This window comes from Nitrosophilus alvini (genome assembly GCF_015100395.1).
Taxonomy (GTDB): Bacteria; Campylobacterota; Campylobacteria; order Campylobacterales; family Nitratiruptoraceae; genus Nitrosophilus; species Nitrosophilus alvini.
The window spans coordinates 880,574-896,617 of sequence record NZ_AP022847.1; the positions used below are offsets into that span (position 1 = coordinate 880,574).

At 35.7% G+C, this 16,044-nt stretch carries 17 protein-coding genes; 2 read left to right on the plus strand and 15 right to left on the minus strand.

What is annotated here, in order from left to right:
• Positions 1-2: 2 nt before the first annotated feature.
• The 14 genes from EPR_RS04565 to EPR_RS04630 form a co-directional block, all read right to left on the minus strand.
• Positions 3-1,247 carry a type II secretion system F family protein gene (locus EPR_RS04565; RefSeq protein WP_200764093.1) on the minus strand — a complete coding sequence of 415 codons (1,245 nt, stop codon included), beginning with the start codon at positions 1,245-1,247 and terminating at the stop codon, positions 3-5.
• Positions 1,244-2,980, minus strand: a complete 1,737-nt coding sequence (locus EPR_RS04570) for a GspE/PulE family protein (RefSeq protein WP_234697179.1) — start codon at positions 2,978-2,980, stop codon at positions 1,244-1,246. The genes EPR_RS04565 and EPR_RS04570 overlap by 4 nt, the downstream gene beginning before the upstream one ends.
• 27 nt (positions 2,981-3,007) lie before the next feature.
• Complete coding sequence (locus tag EPR_RS04575) at positions 3,008-3,562, minus strand: hypothetical protein (RefSeq protein WP_200764094.1); 555 nt, start codon at positions 3,560-3,562, stop codon at positions 3,008-3,010.
• Positions 3,559-4,413 (minus strand): CDC27 family protein, encoded by an 855-nt coding sequence (locus EPR_RS04580; RefSeq protein WP_200764095.1) that lies wholly within the window; start codon positions 4,411-4,413, stop codon positions 3,559-3,561. Before EPR_RS04580 ends, EPR_RS04575 begins: the two co-directional genes overlap by 4 nt.
• Positions 4,406-5,224: an ATP-binding protein gene (locus EPR_RS04585; protein ID WP_200764096.1), complete on the minus strand. Its 819-nt coding sequence runs from the start codon at positions 5,222-5,224 to the stop codon at positions 4,406-4,408. Before EPR_RS04585 ends, EPR_RS04580 begins: the two co-directional genes overlap by 8 nt.
• Positions 5,214-6,680 carry a pilus (MSHA type) biogenesis protein MshL gene (gene mshL / locus EPR_RS04590; protein ID WP_200764097.1) on the minus strand — a complete coding sequence of 489 codons (1,467 nt, stop codon included), beginning with the start codon at positions 6,678-6,680 and terminating at the stop codon, positions 5,214-5,216. Before mshL ends, EPR_RS04585 begins: the two co-directional genes overlap by 11 nt.
• Positions 6,681-6,701: 21 nt before the next feature.
• Entirely contained in the window at positions 6,702-7,115 is a 414-nt protein-coding gene (locus EPR_RS04595; RefSeq protein WP_200764098.1) for a hypothetical protein, read from the minus strand.
• Positions 7,097-7,738, minus strand: a complete 642-nt coding sequence (gene pilO / locus EPR_RS04600) for a type 4a pilus biogenesis protein PilO (RefSeq protein WP_200764099.1) — start codon at positions 7,736-7,738, stop codon at positions 7,097-7,099. The genes EPR_RS04595 and pilO overlap by 19 nt, the downstream gene beginning before the upstream one ends.
• Positions 7,735-9,264, minus strand: a complete 1,530-nt coding sequence (locus EPR_RS04605) for a hypothetical protein (RefSeq protein WP_200764100.1) — start codon at positions 9,262-9,264, stop codon at positions 7,735-7,737. Before EPR_RS04605 ends, pilO begins: the two co-directional genes overlap by 4 nt.
• A gap of 210 nt (positions 9,265-9,474) precedes the next feature.
• On the minus strand, positions 9,475-10,383 hold the full coding sequence (era, locus tag EPR_RS04610; protein WP_234697180.1) for a GTPase Era: 909 nt from the start codon (positions 10,381-10,383) through the stop codon (positions 9,475-9,477).
• Entirely contained in the window at positions 10,380-11,711 is a 1,332-nt protein-coding gene (gene hslU, locus EPR_RS04615) for an HslU--HslV peptidase ATPase subunit (RefSeq protein ID WP_200764101.1), read from the minus strand. Before hslU ends, era begins: the two co-directional genes overlap by 4 nt.
• On the minus strand, positions 11,711-12,247 hold the full coding sequence (gene hslV, locus EPR_RS04620) for an ATP-dependent protease subunit HslV (protein WP_200764102.1): 537 nt from the start codon (positions 12,245-12,247) through the stop codon (positions 11,711-11,713). Before hslV ends, hslU begins: the two co-directional genes overlap by 1 nt.
• A complete protein-coding gene (gene rplI / locus EPR_RS04625; protein WP_200764103.1) occupies positions 12,248-12,694 on the minus strand; it encodes a 50S ribosomal protein L9 in 447 nt (148 codons plus the stop codon).
• Between the two features lie 18 nt (positions 12,695-12,712).
• On the minus strand, positions 12,713-13,444 hold the full coding sequence (locus tag EPR_RS04630; RefSeq protein WP_200764104.1) for a ferredoxin-thioredoxin reductase catalytic domain-containing protein: 732 nt from the start codon (positions 13,442-13,444) through the stop codon (positions 12,713-12,715).
• Between the two features lie 67 nt (positions 13,445-13,511).
• On the opposite strand from EPR_RS04630, the gene EPR_RS04635 reads away from it, so the two are divergent.
• On the plus strand, positions 13,512-14,120 hold the full coding sequence (locus EPR_RS04635) for a DUF502 domain-containing protein (RefSeq protein ID WP_200764105.1): 609 nt from the start codon (positions 13,512-13,514) through the stop codon (positions 14,118-14,120).
• 32 nt (positions 14,121-14,152) lie between these two features.
• Here the strand turns inward: EPR_RS04635 and EPR_RS04640 are convergent, their stop codons facing one another.
• Positions 14,153-15,367 carry an argininosuccinate synthase gene (locus tag EPR_RS04640; RefSeq protein WP_200764106.1) on the minus strand — a complete coding sequence of 405 codons (1,215 nt, stop codon included), beginning with the start codon at positions 15,365-15,367 and terminating at the stop codon, positions 14,153-14,155.
• Positions 15,368-15,455: 88 nt separating this feature from the next.
• Here EPR_RS04640 and rsmD point away from each other — a divergent pair, with 88 nt between their 5' ends.
• Entirely contained in the window at positions 15,456-16,037 is a 582-nt protein-coding gene (gene rsmD / locus EPR_RS04645) for a 16S rRNA (guanine(966)-N(2))-methyltransferase RsmD (protein ID WP_200764107.1), read from the plus strand.
• Positions 16,038-16,044: the final 7 nt, after the last annotated feature.

The window sequence follows — 16,044 nt, forward strand, 5'->3', positions numbered from 1 at the left end:
CCTTATCTTCCTTTGACTGCCGATGCCATATCCCACATAGGCAGGAATATACCAAGAGCAAGCAGAAGTACCAGACCTGCAATAATGGTAAGCAGTATAGGTTCTATATAAGAGGACATATTATCAAGAATATAGTTGAATTTCATCCTGTAATAATCAGAGATTTTTCTCATCATAGCATCAAGCTGTCCTGAGCTTTCTCCGGCAGCTATCATCTGTATTATCATATTTTCGAACAGTCCGGTCTCTTTGAAAGCTTCTGTTAAAGATACACCTCTTTGGACCAGAACCTTCACAATTTCAAGTTTCTCTTTAAGATAGCTGTTGTCTACCATCGCTACAGAACTGTCCAACGCTTCCGCAACAGGTATGCCTGAGGATACGAGCTCGGTAAAAACAAGAGTGAATCTACTCAAAGTAGCATAATATATAATATCTTTTATGAGATAGATTTTGAGAAGATATTTGTCGATTTTATATTTAATATCCTCATTATTCCTATATAAATAGATTATCAGCGATATTATGAGTATAAATCCTCCCAGCACCTGTAGCCCGTATGTGGAAAATGTATGTTCAAGCCAAAGAAGTATTTTTGTGGGAAGAGGAAGTTCTGCTTTAAATCTCTCGAAAATAGATTTGAATTTGGGTACGACAAACATAATGAGAATAACAAAAGCTATAGCCATAGCACCAAGCGTAATAAGAGGATATCTTATCGCTTTTTTGAATTTCATAACATTTTCGCGTATCTCTTCAAGAATATCTGCAAGGGTAAATAGGGCCTCCGGCATATTACCCGTCTGTTCACCCAGTCTTATAAGAGTTATAGTAAGTGAACCAAGTTCATATGTAAAGTTTTCTAATGATTCAGAGAGGCTCATTCCCGAGTTTATGTCTTCTGAGACTTTCAATAAAATCTCTTTTAGATTTCTGTCCATAGTGGAGTTTGCAATCTCTTTTAAGGCATCATATATTGGTATACCAGCATTTGTCATAACAGCAAGCTGCCTGATTGCTGCGATAAGGCTGTCCGGTTTTACCTTAGACTGTTTTACAAAAACTAGAAGTTTCTCTTTCCACTCTTTTATACGCTCTTCAAGCGGAGGAGCAGTCTCTTTTATTTTTAAAATAACACCGCCTTTTTTTAGCTTACACAGATGCAAAGCTTCCTGTCTGTTTTCCGCTTTTATAAGCAGAGCTTCCCTTTTGCCTTTGAGCAATACTTCTATTTCGTAATATTTCATGACAATCTCGTTACCCTTAGAACTTCATCTATTGTTGTTGCACCTTCAAGAGCCTTGTTTATACCGTCTTTGAACATTGTTACAAACCCTTCTTTCAGCGCCTGATTTGTAATCTCCTCTTTGCTGGCTTCTCTTGCAATCATACTTGAGAGTGTATCACTTATAGTTAGGACTTCGCATATCATCTCTCTTCCCATATAACCGGTCATAGAGCAGTGCTTGCAACCTTTTCCTTTGTAAAACTGATAATTTTCAGGCAAAAACTCTTTTATATCTCTTTCCACATTTGGCAATATTGTGGTTTTTTCTTTGCAGTAGGGACAAATTTTTCTGACAAGTCTTTGGGCCTCTATCGCTATTAGAGCGCCACTTATCATATACGGTTCTATACCCATGTCGGCTATTCTCGTAATAGCGCTGATAGCATCGTTTGTATGCAGAGTGGAAAGAACTAGGTGTCCTGTAAGAGCTGCCTGTACGGCGATTCTCAATGTCTCCTGATCCCTGATCTCCCCAACCATCACAATATCCGGATCCTGTCTCAAAATAGAACGAAGTGCGGAAGCAAATGTAAAGCCTATTTTTGGTTGAACCTGTGACTGCTGTACCAGGTTCATCTGATACTCTATCGGGTCTTCTACTGTAATTATCTTTTTTTCCACACTTCTAAGCATATTCAAAGCGCCGTAGAGGGTAGTTGTTTTACCGCTTCCCGTAGGGCCAGTTACAAGTATGATTCCGTAAGGAATTTTAAGAGCATTTACAAAATTGTTGTAGTTGTAATCGCTCATTCCCGCATCTTCAAGTTTTATCATCGCTTTTGATTTGTCCAGTATCCTCATAACGATCGACTCGCCTGTCATAATGGGAAGCGATGATACCCTGAAGTCGTACTCTTTTTTCATAATGGTCGCCGAAAATCTTCCATCCTGGGGTTTTCTTTTTTCTGCGATATCCAGGTTTGCCAGAAGTTTCAGTCTTGAGGAGAGAGGAGGGTAAATATCTTTGTCAAATATAAAAGATTCGGTCAAAATACCGTCTATTCTGGTTCTGACAACACAGTTGTTTTCAGTTGGTTCGATATGTATGTCGCTTGCTCTTGAAATAATTGCTGTTTTGAGAATTATTTCTATAAGTTTTAGTATGGCGCTCGACTCCTCAGCGCCGTTTGTAGTGCCTGAGCTTATCTCTTTTCTTATGTCACTGATGAGTCCCTTTACACTTTCGCTAAGCTCCAGTTTGTTCAGGTATCTCTCTATCTGTTTGGAAGGAGAAATGGCACTCTTTATAGGCTTTTTGGGAAAGAGGCGCTGCATTGCTTCCTGAGCGCTGATATCAAGCGGATCGTGAAAAGATACATAGATATTTATATCTTCCTCTTTGATTGGAATTGCACCGAACTTTTTTAGCTGCTGAAGAGGGATTTTGGATGCAAGTCTGAAATCAATATCGATAGAATCTAAGTCAATAAATTCTATATTTAGTATTTTTGCAAGATATTTCAGAATTTTTTCTTTCAAATCAGCAGGTAGATTTTCGATATCGTCAATTGAGAGGCTACCTTCCCTGAGAAGGTCACCGAAAAATTTTATGACATATTTTTCTGTAACTATTCCTTTGGCAATAAGATTATGAAGAAGATTTTTCTCTTTTGTGGAATCCTCTTTTATCTTTCTGAGAATATCTTTCGGTACAATAGATTTTTCTATCAGCATTGACGTAATTTTTTCCATTCCATCCCCTGCCAAATTTAGCTACTCTTACCAGTATTGATATTTTTTTATTAGTTTATCTTTTTTAAACTTTAAAATAACTATTTTTTTATGGTTTCTACCTTGGTCTATATACATTTTATATGTAATTTCAGAATCATCTGGATCTTTAAAAACATATATTCCGTTTTTTTTATCATACTCTTTTTTTGTAAACATTGTAAAGATTTTTGATAAGATATAGTCAGTTTCCGGAAGTTTTAGACCGCTTATGTCTATATTGTCTAACAGCGCATGGTAAAGAAGTTTTTTTTGCATTAAAATAGCCGAGAAATATGCGGCATTTGCTCTTGCTCTTTTCGTTTTTCTAAGAGCGATAATAGGGACGGCAAGTCTGTCTATATAATCCGCTTTCAGACAAGAAAATGCATAAAGTGTGACGAGATCTTCGTTCTTTTTTATTTTATTGAAGATCTGATTTCCTTCAAGACAGGCTTTTTGGTAATATCCTTTATTGTAGTAATCGACAACATCTTTGATGGTGATTTTTTTTGCAAATCCGGAGATAAAAATAGCAAAAATCAGAAACAGAAACTTTTTCATTTGAACTCTCCGCTTAAAATCTGATCCAGTACTATTCTTACACTTGAAGAGTCATTTCTGGAAAGATATGCTCTCAAAGCATTTATCGCCTCATTTTTTCTCCCTAATTTAACGGAAGCTTTTGCAAACAAGATCCAGCTCTCCTCATTTGAACTGTCGATTTCGTTTGCTTTGATAGCCCAACTGAGCGCTTCTTTATATTTTCCGTCTTTATAGTAACTTTTTGATAAAAAAACGGCAAGCTGCGGATCTTTTGTTCTTTCAAATTTATTTATGATATATCCTATGGTTTTGGATGGCGGTTGTTTTTTGATTTTTATTTTGTCTATTTTTGATATTTGCACCTCTTTTTTTCTCTTTTGTACGCTCTTTTTTACCGGTTTTTTTTCAATCTTTTTTTTCTCATTTTGTGTATTCTCGGAGATTGTTATATGTTGTATAAAATCATCGGCAGGTTTCAAAAAAAGTCTCTTTTGTTCAGTTTCATTTTTTTCTTCAGTAATTTTAACTGAAATATTCTGTTCGGTCTTTTCAATAGAAACTGTTTTTGTCGGGGACTGTTTTGTTTTATTGAGCTCCTCTGTTTTTTTGTAAGTAGGAGTTACTTTTGCAGTAACGTTTTTTTCAGATACAGATTTTTCAGATACGGTATTTGCAGGTAGATTTTCTTTCGGTTTATACGATTCGGTTACCAAAGATTTTTCGGGTTTCAATGATATCTTGAAAGGAGAAAGGTCAACTGTAACAAAAATAGCAACTGAAACGACAAAAGCCAAAAACAGCAGTTTTGGTACCATTTTTTTAAATCTGTATTTTCTCCATCTCTTTTCAAGTTCTTCTATCTCATGCATTCAGGTATCCTAACTTTATTGCTGTCATTTCCAAAAACTTATAACTTATTTTTTTATAATCTATTTTAGAGGGACGGTTTTTTTCATAATATTCATATATATCAAACATGGTATATAGAAACTTATTTGTTTCCCTGAAATTTCCTTTTGTGTATCCGTGAATAATTTTGATATGTTTTTTGCTAAACATATTGGCAATATTGAACATATTGTTTTGAAGCAGTTTTTTTCTTATATATATTTCTAGCTCTTTTTCGGTAGGATTTGTAAGTTTGATACTCTCCCATATTCTGGTCTGAAAATGGCCTTTAGCTATCAAATCCTCTTCTTCAGTTTTATGAAGAGTCATTATAAATTTTATTTTTCTGGAATCTGCAAGCAAACGTATTTTTTCCATTTGTGTTTTACTATAAAGCTGTGCTTCATCGAGCAGTATGGTTGCACTATTTTCATTTAGATTTCTGTTTACCAGATCAATAAATATATTGAAATCCACTTTTTCGTTTATAGGTCTGTTGAAAATTTTTCTATAAAGAACGTTAATAAACTCTTTTTCGTCAAGTATTGGATGAGAAAGCAGATATATGTTCATCTCTTTTTTGATATCATGGTAAAGACGGTGCAGAAGTATACTCTTTCCGGTCCCTGGAGGACCGTAGAGAAGTATCATTTTCAGAGGCTTTTTAATAGTACTTTTTAGCTTTTCCAGGAAATAGACCGACTGATCAAGATTTATAAAATTTTTACTGTCTATATGATCGACAAATACATCTTTTGCCTTTGAAAATTCTATTTCTATACTACTGTTCATATGTCAGTTTCGAATAACCCAGTTCTTTAAGATTTATCTTTTTTGAGCCGTTCGTAATAATTTTTGGTCTGATAACAAAAACAAGTTCGACTTTTTGTCTGACTTTGTTTTCGCTTTTAAATGCTTTTCCAAGTATAGGAAGATCTTTTAAAACAGGCACTCCGTTGATGCTCAAACTTCTGTTGTCAGAAATCAGACCACCCATTATGATCGTTGCACCGTCTCTAACTTTTACAACTGATGATATCTTTTTCTCTTTAGTGTCAGGTGCTATTTCTCTAAATCCTTTATCGCCGATTTGGGCAGCAGCTTCCGGATCTTTTAGTTCGGATATGGAAGGATTTATTCTGAGTATTACCTCGCCTTCGTCAGTTATTTGTGGTGTAATATTAAGAAGTATTCCCACAAATATGGAAGAAGGGGTGTATGATTGGGTACCAAGGTTTCCGGTCTGTGTTATCGTGATAGTAGTAGGTACGTTATAGTTTAGTGTTTCTCCAACCGTTATAAGTGCCGGCTGATTGTTGAGAGTCAGAATTTTAGGGTTAGAAAGTGTATGTACATCGCCGTTTCTCTCCAAAAAGTCTATAAGACCGCTCATAGTAAATGCGGTATCGATAACAACATTTGCGCTGTTTGTATAGTCAAGCCCTGTAAAACTGTTTCCGCTACCTTGTCTTCTGTAACTTATAAGTGAATCGTTTGGATTCAGAGATAACTCAAACTTGGACCAGTCAATTCCTTTTGTATAAGATTCATCAAGAGATACCGCTAAAATAGAGACATCTATCAAAACTTCTTTATGAAGTCTCTTTTCTATAAGCTCTATATATTTTTCGACTCTTTTTAGCTGTTTCATTGTAGCGGTAACTGTAACGAGGCCAGCTTCAGGATTTACTATCGGTTCAGGTGCTTTGTACTTGTCTTCAGGTCTGTTTAAAATATTGTAAATCTCTTCTTTTGTATTTTTCCAGAAGTCAAACTCATCTTTTGCTTCTATTTTATTTACATCTCTTGTCTGTTTTCTTCCGCCTCCTCCGGATTTTGTCTGGGCGCCTACATCAACGGAAGCATCCGTTGTGGATTCTCCTATTCTTTTTGTAGTAACATAGTTGATTTTGTATGTTTTGGTTACCAGGTAAGAGATTTTCAGGATATTGTTTTTGATTTCGTATGAGAGATCGTTTTCGGTTAAAATTACATCAAAAACTTCATTTAGAGTAGCATTTTTCAGATTGAGTTTATTAAGTCTTTTTTTCATTATTTTTTCTGCTTCTTCATCTTTTACAATAACACTGAAAGAGCACTCATCACTTATCTGATTGATAAATTCTGATATTTTAGTGCCAGGTGCTGTAGAAATATTGAATACCTGATAGCTGCAATCAGCAAATAGTTTAAACGATAATACCGAAAATGCTATCAAAAAAGCAAAAGCTGTTTTTTTAAATCTCATAAGACCTGCCTCCAATCTTTCTTAGTTGGTTCTGATTTTAATTTTTCTGTTTTTTCTGGGTATAAAAAGAGTAACAGTTCTGTTTCCTCTTCTTAGTTTAACTTTTGTTTGCGAAATCTTTACTAACTTGTATCCGCTTATCTTATCGCCAAGTCTATACCATTTTCTATTTATTTTTGCTTTATTATTGAGTATGGCATACAGTCTGAAATATGGGCCTTTTCTTTTCTTTTTCAGTTTTTTTATTCTCTCTTTGGCATACTCTTTGTCATAATAGAAAGGGTCCTTGGTTTTCTTAAGCTCATTTACTTCAAGACCCATACGCTCTTTTTTGATTTTTTCAATAAGAGAATCGATTTTTGTCATTTCGCTGTCGGCAAAAACGCAAACAGACATGACTGATACAATTACAGCAATTAGTAGTTTATTCCCCATACCGATACCTTCAAGTTGGCTTCTATATCTGCTTTACTAATTAGATTCATCTCATATATATCAACGACAAGTTTGCTCTGTTCTATCGAGTTGATAAATTTCATCATATTTCTATAGTCACCGCTGCAACCTATCTCTACCTCAAGAACATGCCCGAAATTTGATCCGTTTTTTACAAATTCGTTTTTTATAAAACTGATGTCGATATTGTGTTTTTTTGCTTTGCCTGCAATAGAGTCAAGAAATTTTGCCCAGTTTTTTTCATTATATAGCAGGTCTTTGAGTGTGTGTATCTGAAAATCGAGATATTCATTTTTATGTTTTGTCTCGGCAAATTTTTCTTTCAGTTCGGCTATCTCTTTTTGATATTTTTTTATAAAAAACTGTTTATCCCCGTCAACGGTTATCGAATCTATAAAGCTTTTATCTGCATTTATTTTATTTATCCAGTTTTTTCTTTCCTGTTCGCTTTTTTTTACCATTTTTTCAGTGTATGGAAAAAGATACTGATATGAAAGAACAAAGAAAATCAGAAATATTGAGAGATAAATGATTCTTTGTTCGCCAGGCTTTTTAGATGAAAGGTAATTGTCAATTTTTTCAAGCAGAGTCAGATTTCTCATTTTATATCAACCTTTATCGTACTTATGTATCTGTTTTCTTTTTTCTCATCTTTTTTGATCTCTTCTGTAGAGACTTTAAATCGTTCACCTTTTTTATTTGAAATATGTTTGATAAGATTTGTTATCCGTTTTTCATCGGTTGCTAAAACGTTCAAAGCAAAACTGTTCTCTTTATTTTCCACTTCGGTTATTTTTACTCTAAATCTGTTTAGGTCTTGAGAAAGCTCCGTCAAAATCTTTGCTTTCATAGGATAGTTGACTTTCTTTTCATAAATGGCCTCAAGAATAGAGAGTCTTTTTTTATACTCCTCTTCCTCTTTTGCAATTTTTGTTTTTATATTCTGCTTCTCTTTTTTCAAAGAGTTTATCTTTTGTTCAAGAGCAGTTTTTTCTGCATGTATTTGTGTATACTCTTTTTTTAGACTCTTAATATCGAATTGAAGCAAAAGATTATAACCTGTATTGTAAAGCGGGTAAGCGAAAGCTATCAGCATACTAGCTGCTGTAACGCCGATAAGATAGCCGCTAGGTCTTTGAGTGATAGGCGGCGGTCTTTTGAAAAGAGTAAAATTACATATCTCCTCTTCTTCTTCCGCCTCAAAGCTTTTCATTGCGGCAAGTTGAAGCATGTAATGGAGTGGTTCTATATATCTTTCGTCAGTTTCGAAACCGAAATTAAAATCCATTTCAAGAGAGCTTAGACCCAGATATGTTTGTGAATATTCATCTATACCAAGGATAGATCCATATTCAGAGCCGATGAATACTTTATCTATTTTTTCTATCTCATTTGATCTCTTTGCATATATCAGTACGTCATTAATATGGAGAAAAATTTCACCGAAAAGTTTCATAAGATATTGCTGGTAATCTATATTTGAGGTTTTGAGACCCTCTTCGGCAAGCATTTTGGTGAAGTCTGCTTCATCTACTCTTTCGCCTATTATTTCACTGAACCTTTCGCTCATATCGTCAAAAGAGTATTTCAGCGATTTTGAATAGATATATTGCCCGTCTTTATAGATAGTAAGAAAAGCGTCATTTTGTTGGAAATATATGTAGCAGTGGACACCAACATCTTCGACTATCTCATTTGTATAAAGATATTTCATCAAAAGAGGAGCAGGATAGATATGATCAATGTATCTTGACTGGGAAACAATATCCTGAAAGTCTTCTATTATTACTGAAGGGTCTGCTACAAAAACATTAAACTTTCTGTCCTTGTCTGTCGGAAGAGAGGGGATTTCAAGATACTCTATTTTATACTCTATTGTCTGATCTAATCCCAGATCTTCGTATGCTTTAAGCTCTATCGCATCTTTAAGATCTTCATGTGGAATGTTTTTGCTTATATTTATCTGAGAGACAATGAAGTTTTTAGCATTTAAAAAAGAGACATAATAACTGCTTCTGCTGTATTTAAGCTGAGTTAGCTTTCTTATTTTATTGTCACGACCTTCATAGAAGGTTTTTGAATACGGATTGATTGAAATTATGCTTTTATATGTTCTTCTTTTTTTCATAAAACTTCCTGTCTACGTATTCTGAAACAAAAAAATTTTTCTATTAAAGCTATTTTAGCCCAACTATTCTTAATTTTATTTGTATTAGCGGCTCTTTTGCCCATATTTTACATTTATTTTGATAATTTAAGTTTAAAAAGGAAAAATTGTTCAATATTTTCCTTGATGCTCACATTATCGGTTTTTTTCTGATTTATTTTAGAGAGTCTGTTAAAATTTGTAGCCAAAATCTTCAAGAGCTTTTTTGTTTCTTGTCCACCCTTTTTTTACAACGACAAAAAGCTGGAGAAAAATTTTTTTACCTGAGAACTGTTCCATCTTTATTCTTGCATCTTTTCCGATTCTTTTGAGAGTAGATCCTTTTTTGCCTATTATTATCCCTTTTTGACTCGGTTTTTCGACCACAATCATTGCAAAAACTCTGTCCAGACTTTCGGATTCTTCTATTTTTTCGATTATAACATCTGTCTCATAAGGTATCTCATCACTTAGATTTTCAAATATTGACTCTCTGATAAGCTCTTTGTAAATATCTCTTATATGTTCAGTAGTCAGAAGTTCCGGATCATAAAGATAGGGAGATTCGGGAAGATATTTGATGATAGTATCAAGAAGTTCCTCTTTTCCTATATTTTTTGTTATGGAGACAGGAACAAGCTCCAAAAATCTATCCTGAAAAGGTTTGAATTGTGCTATTTTTTGTAGAAGTTTTGCGTTGTCCACAGTATCGATTTTGGTAAGAACTACAATATGAGGTCTCTTATTTTTGTTTAATTCAAGAAATTTTTCGTAATTTTCCAGCGAATCCGTAACAGGATGGAGGTACAAAATAAGATCGCAATCTCCTATGGCTTTTATGGCCTCTTCAAGCATAAATTTGTTCAGAAGCCGCTCTTTTTCATGAATGCCAGGCGTATCTACAAAAATTATCTGGGCATTTTTATGCATTACTATGGCATTGAGTCTCTTTCTCGTAGCCTGAGCTTTATGGGAAACCATCGCTATCTTTTCGCCCAAAAGCCAGTTGAGCAGTGAGCTCTTGCCGGCATTTGGACGTCCTATAAGAGCTACAAATCCGGCTTTTGTCTCTTGTCTGTTTTCCTGCACTTTTTTGCTCACAGAATATATCTTGCGATATCTTCGTTTTCTACAAGATTATCAAGTTTTTGGTGAACAAAATCTTCAGTTATAGTGATAGTTTCGCCTTTATGCTCTTCCGCATCGAAACTGATATCTTCCAAAAGTTTTTCTATAACGGTATGAAGTCTTCTCGCACCAATATCTTCCATCTTCTCATTTGCCGTAAAAGAGAGTTTTGCAATCGCTTTCAATGCGCTTTCTTCAAATTCCAGATTTACACCTTCCACACTCAAAAGTGCTTTATACTGCTTTATAAGAGAATTTTTTGTCTGAGTAAGTATCTTGTAAAGAGTCTCCTCATCCAAAGAGTTGAGTTCGACTCTTAGAGGAAAACGCCCCTGAAGTTCTGGTATCAGATCGCTTGGTTTGCTTACATGAAAAGCTCCTGCGGCTATAAAAAGTATATGATCGGTTTTAACCGTTCCCCATTTTGTCGAAACAGTACTGCCTTCTACGATAGGAAGCAGGTCTCTTTGTACTCCTTCTTTGCTCGGATCGCTTCTGCCGTGGTCTTTTAAACTGACTGCAACTTTATCTATCTCATCTATAAAAATGATGCCTTCTTCCTGTGCTTTTTGCAGTGCTTCAGCCTTTATCTGTTCCATATCGAGAAGTTTTTCACTGGCTTCCGTTCTTAAAAGATCTTTGGCTTCTTTGACCGTTACCTCTTTTTTTATCTCTTCCTTGTTGAGTCCGATTGTGAAGATTTTTGCGAAAGACTCCTGTGCCCGTGCAAGTTCCGGAGGCAGCGAACTGTCATCTATGGCAAATCCGGTTTTGGGTATCTCGATTTCAATTTTGAGATTGTCAAGTTCGCCTTTTAAAAGTTTCTCTTTCATTTTGTCAAAACTTTTTTTATACTCCTCTTTTTTTGTTTCGCTTGCCATTTTCGGAAGCGGAGGAAGAAGTTTTTCAAGAATCTTTTTTGTTACATATTCCTCGATAAGTTCTTTGTTTTTCTCTTTGTGTTTCTCTTTTACCAGTGTTATGGAAGCCGCCACAAGATCTCTTACCATAGATTCCACATCACGTCCAACGAAACCCACTTCTGTGTATTTGCTTGCTTCAACTTTCACAAAGGGCAGATCCAGAGATTTCGCAAGGCGTCTTGCTATTTCCGTTTTACCCACACCGGTACTTCCTATCATAAGGATATTTTTGGGCATTATTTCATCTTGCAGTTCTTTTGGAAGCTGCATTCTCCTATATCTGTTTCTAAGTGCTATTGCAATCGTTTTTTTGGCATTTTTTTGTCCTATTATATATTCATCCAGATAAGATACTATCTGTTTGGGTGTTAAAAACATTACTCCTCCAGAGTCAGAATTTTGATATTTTTATTTGTGTATATGCAAAGATCTCCGGCAATTTTGAGACTCTCTTCTACAAGCTTTTCGGGCTTGAGATCAGCATGGGAGTCCAGTGCTCTAGCTGCAGATATAGCATAGTTTCCGCCGCTTCCGATTGCGGCAATTTTTCCATCTTCGGGCTCCACCACGTCTCCTGTACCGCTTAAGATAAAAATATGTTTAGTATTTAAAACGATCATCATAGCCTCAAGACGTCTGAGATATTTATCTTTTCTCCACTCTTTTGAAAAATCGATAACAGATTTTAAAAGATCGCCTTTTCTGTTTTCCAAAATATTTTCAAACATATCAAAAAGGTTGAACGCATCAGCGGTACTTCCTGCAAAACCTGCGAGTACTTTGGAGTTGTAGAGAGTTCTGATTTTTGTTGCATTATTTTTCAAGACCGTGTGGCCAAATGTTACCTGTCCATCGCCTCCAATGACTGCAAGCCTGTCAGTTCTGTATGCAAGTATAGTTGTCGCTTCGAACATCTATTCGCCCTCTACGACAAGTTCCAGCTTTGCATGTATACCGTGGCCAAGTTTTATATCTATCTCGTGATCCCCGGTCTGTTTTATAGGAGGATGAACATCGATATGTTTTTTATCAATTTCTATACCGTACTCTTTTTTCAGAGCTTCAGATATCTCTTTGTTGGTAATAGAACCGAAAAGTGCTCCGTTGGCACCCAGTTTGTGCTTGATAACAAGTTTAATACTCTCAATCTTTTCTTTCAGTTTTTTTAGATTTTCTATCTCTGCCGCCTCTTTTTCAGCTCTTCTTTTCTGTTCGGCCTGCCACTGTCTGATAACCGCGTCTGTGGCATGTTTTGCAAAGCCTCTGGCAATAAGAAAGTTTCTTCCGTAACCGTCTTTTACCTCTTTTATCTCTCCTGCTTTTCCAAGTCCTTTTACATCTTTTATCAATAAAACTTTCATTAAAACTCCTTTTTTATATCAGCCTCTTTCGATTTCACCGGGATAACTCACGATACCGTAAGTGAGATTTCCCACACTTTTAAACCCCATATCTTTTAAAACTCGCTGGCAATATGCGCTTCTGCTCCCCACATGGCAATAGACTATGAGAGGCTTCTCTTTTTGGTCTTCAATCTGTTTTACAGACTCGTAAAATGTTGTTGTCGGTACAAGATAGTCCGTGCCCTTTATCCTAGCCGCTCTATACTCCATCCACTCTCTCACATCAACAAGGTTGAAATCAATCATATTAAGTTCTCGGGCTTCTATCAAAGCTTCAAGTTCATCTCCGTCAAGCTGCTCTTTTTCAAGAAGTATCTCGCACTCTTTTTTAGAAAGACCTCTTGAGTGCTGATGTACAACTTCTTCTATCTCTTCTTCCATTTTCTGTTTTTCGGCATATTCCGGTGTACAGAAAATTCCGCAGTGACAAAGACCCTCATTTGGTATCTCATTTTCGAGGGCCGGTTTGCACGGGCATATTCTATCTTCTTCTTTATTTCCCGTTACAAAAAAACATGGACAGTATCTTTTGCCGTAGATTAGTTTGTTTCTTGTAAGTCCAAACTGAATTGAGCGATTGATCTCAGGGTCAGGGTTGTATGCAAAACCAAACTGTTTGATTACTTTATCTGTAAAAATTACTGTTTTTTTGAGTTCTTCCTGAAATTCCCGCGATTCGGGGTCAATTTTTTTTATGGTTTCACTCATTGTAACTCCGATATATTTTTGATAAAATGATAACATAAACTGTTAAATCTACGATAAAAGGAGTTTTGTGAAAAAGTTTTTTAGATATCTGTGGATAGGGACTCTGTCTATCCTGCCTTTTGTAATAGTTTTGCAGATTTTCTTCTGGTTTCAAAAAATTCTTGTGGAATATATAAAGAGATTTATAGCAGTTTCCGACGGAAACTGGATAATTGTTATTGTGACATTGGGTATTATTATATCTTTTTTGGTTCTGGTGGGCTATTCGATCGAAAGATACGGAAAATCAATTTTTGTTGCCGCTATAGACAGACTTATGCAAAATATTCCTCTTTTAAAGACGATTTATAACTTTGTAAAAGATTTTCTCAAAATGGTTTTTGCAGGAAAAGAGTCAGAAGTTTTCAGAGAAGTTGTTATCGTTCCGTACCCGAATACAAAACTCTATTCGATAGGTTTTATAACAAACAGAATAAGTAAAGAGCTCATGATAGTTTTCGTTCCTACCTGTCCAAATCCAACTTCAGGCTTCACCGTTATGGCAAACAGAAAAGATATCGAGTTTCTTGATATAGATATAGATGAAGCTATGAAAATGGTTATATCCATAGGTGCGGTCTCTTCGGAAAAGATGAAAGAAGAAATTAAAAAAGCGCTTGAAAATAGACTCTTATGATAGCCGGCACAATGCCGGCTAAAAACTAGCGACTATTTTCTCACATGTCCTTCGATGATAAATCTCAAAGCATTAAGTTTTATGAATCCTTCTGCATCTTTTTGGTTGTATACTTCATCTTCTTCGAATGTAGAAAACTCGGGAGCAAAAAGAGAGTTGGGCGATTTTCTGCCCACAACCGTTACATTTCCTTTGTAAAGTTTCACTCTTACGGTACCGTTAACGTTTTCCTGGGTTTTATCAATTGCCGCCTGAAGCATTTCGCGTTCAGGTGCAAACCAGAAACCGTTATATATAAGTTTTGCGTATTTTGGCATAAGTTCGTCTTTAAGATGTGCTTCTTCTCTGTCTAAAGTTATCGACTCTATTGCCCTGTGGGCTTTAAGCATTATCGTTCCGCCAGGAGTCTCATAACAACCTCTTGATTTCATTCCGACAAATCTGTTTTCGACAATATCCACTCTGCCAATGCCGTGTTTGTTACCGTATTCGTTGAGTGTTGCCAGTATCTGGGCAGGAGACATTTTCCTGCCGTTTATAGCAACCGGATCTCCTTTTTCATAATCTATCTCAATATATTCCGGCTCATCCGGGGCTTTTTCTGGTGAATTTGTCCATCTCCACATATCCTCTTCAGGCTCTGCCCACGGATCTTCAAGAATTCCGCCTTCATAAGATATATGAAGTAGATTTGCATCCATAGAGTAGGGTGATTTTTTACCGTGCTTTTCTATCGGTATACCGTGTTCTTCGGCAAATCTGAGAAGCTTTTCTCGTGAGTTTAGATCCCATTCTCTCCATGGGGCTATGATTTTGATATCTGGATTGAGTGCCAGATATCCTATCTCAAACCTTACCTGATCGTTTCCTTTTCCGGTGGCTCCGTGCGCTACAGCGTCTGCACCTACAAGCTTTGCAATCTCGATCTGTCTTTTTGCTATAAGAGGTCTTGCTATGGAAGTTCCTAGAAGATATTCGCCCTCATATATGGCGTTTGCACGGAACATAGGAAATACAAAGTCTCTTACAAACTCCTCTTTCAGGTCTTCAATAAAAATATTTTCCGGTTTAATGCCAAGTTTCAGAGCTTTTTCTCTCGCAGGTTCCACCTCTTCGCCCTGGCCTATATCTGCAGTAAAAGTAACTACTTCACAGTTATAAGTATCTTGAAGCCATTTAAGAATGATACTTGTATCAAGTCCGCCGGAGTATGCCAAAACAACTTTTTTTATCTCTTTTTTGCTCATTTTATCCCTTTTGCAAAAGTTTTCGCAATTTTATCCAAAAAAAGTTTATGATAAAATATCTCCGAAATGTTTGAAAAAGGCGATTGTATTGAAAAAAGAGTTTACTACAAAAATAATAGCGGGAAAATATAAAGGTAAAAAAATTGTTCTGCCTCCTCTGGAAGTTACAAGAAGCTCAAAAGCGATACTCAGAGAGTCTCTTTTCAACAGGCTTCAAAACGAAATATATGACACAAATTTTGTTGAAGTATTTGGCGGTAGCGGGTCTGTGGGCCTTGAGGCACTCAGCCGTGGAGCAAAATACGCCTATTTTATAGAAAAAGAGAGAAACTCATATGAAATACTTAGAAGAAATGCAAAAAATATCGATGAAAAGAGTACTAAAATATATCTGGGTGATGCTTTCGAGCTGATTTTCGATATTGTGGAGGAGTTAAAAAGAAAAAAAGAGAAGGCATACTTTTATTTTGATCCTCCCTTTTCTATAAGAGAGGGGATGGAAGAGATATATGACAAAGTTTTTGAAACAATAAAGAAAATTCCGAAAAATATAGTAGAAATGATTATTATTGAGCATATGTCAAAATTGAAAATGCCTGAAAAGCTCGGAAATTATAAACTTGAAAAAACAAAGAAATTCGGCAAAAGCAGTCTCAGTTACTATATTTAAGCAGAGG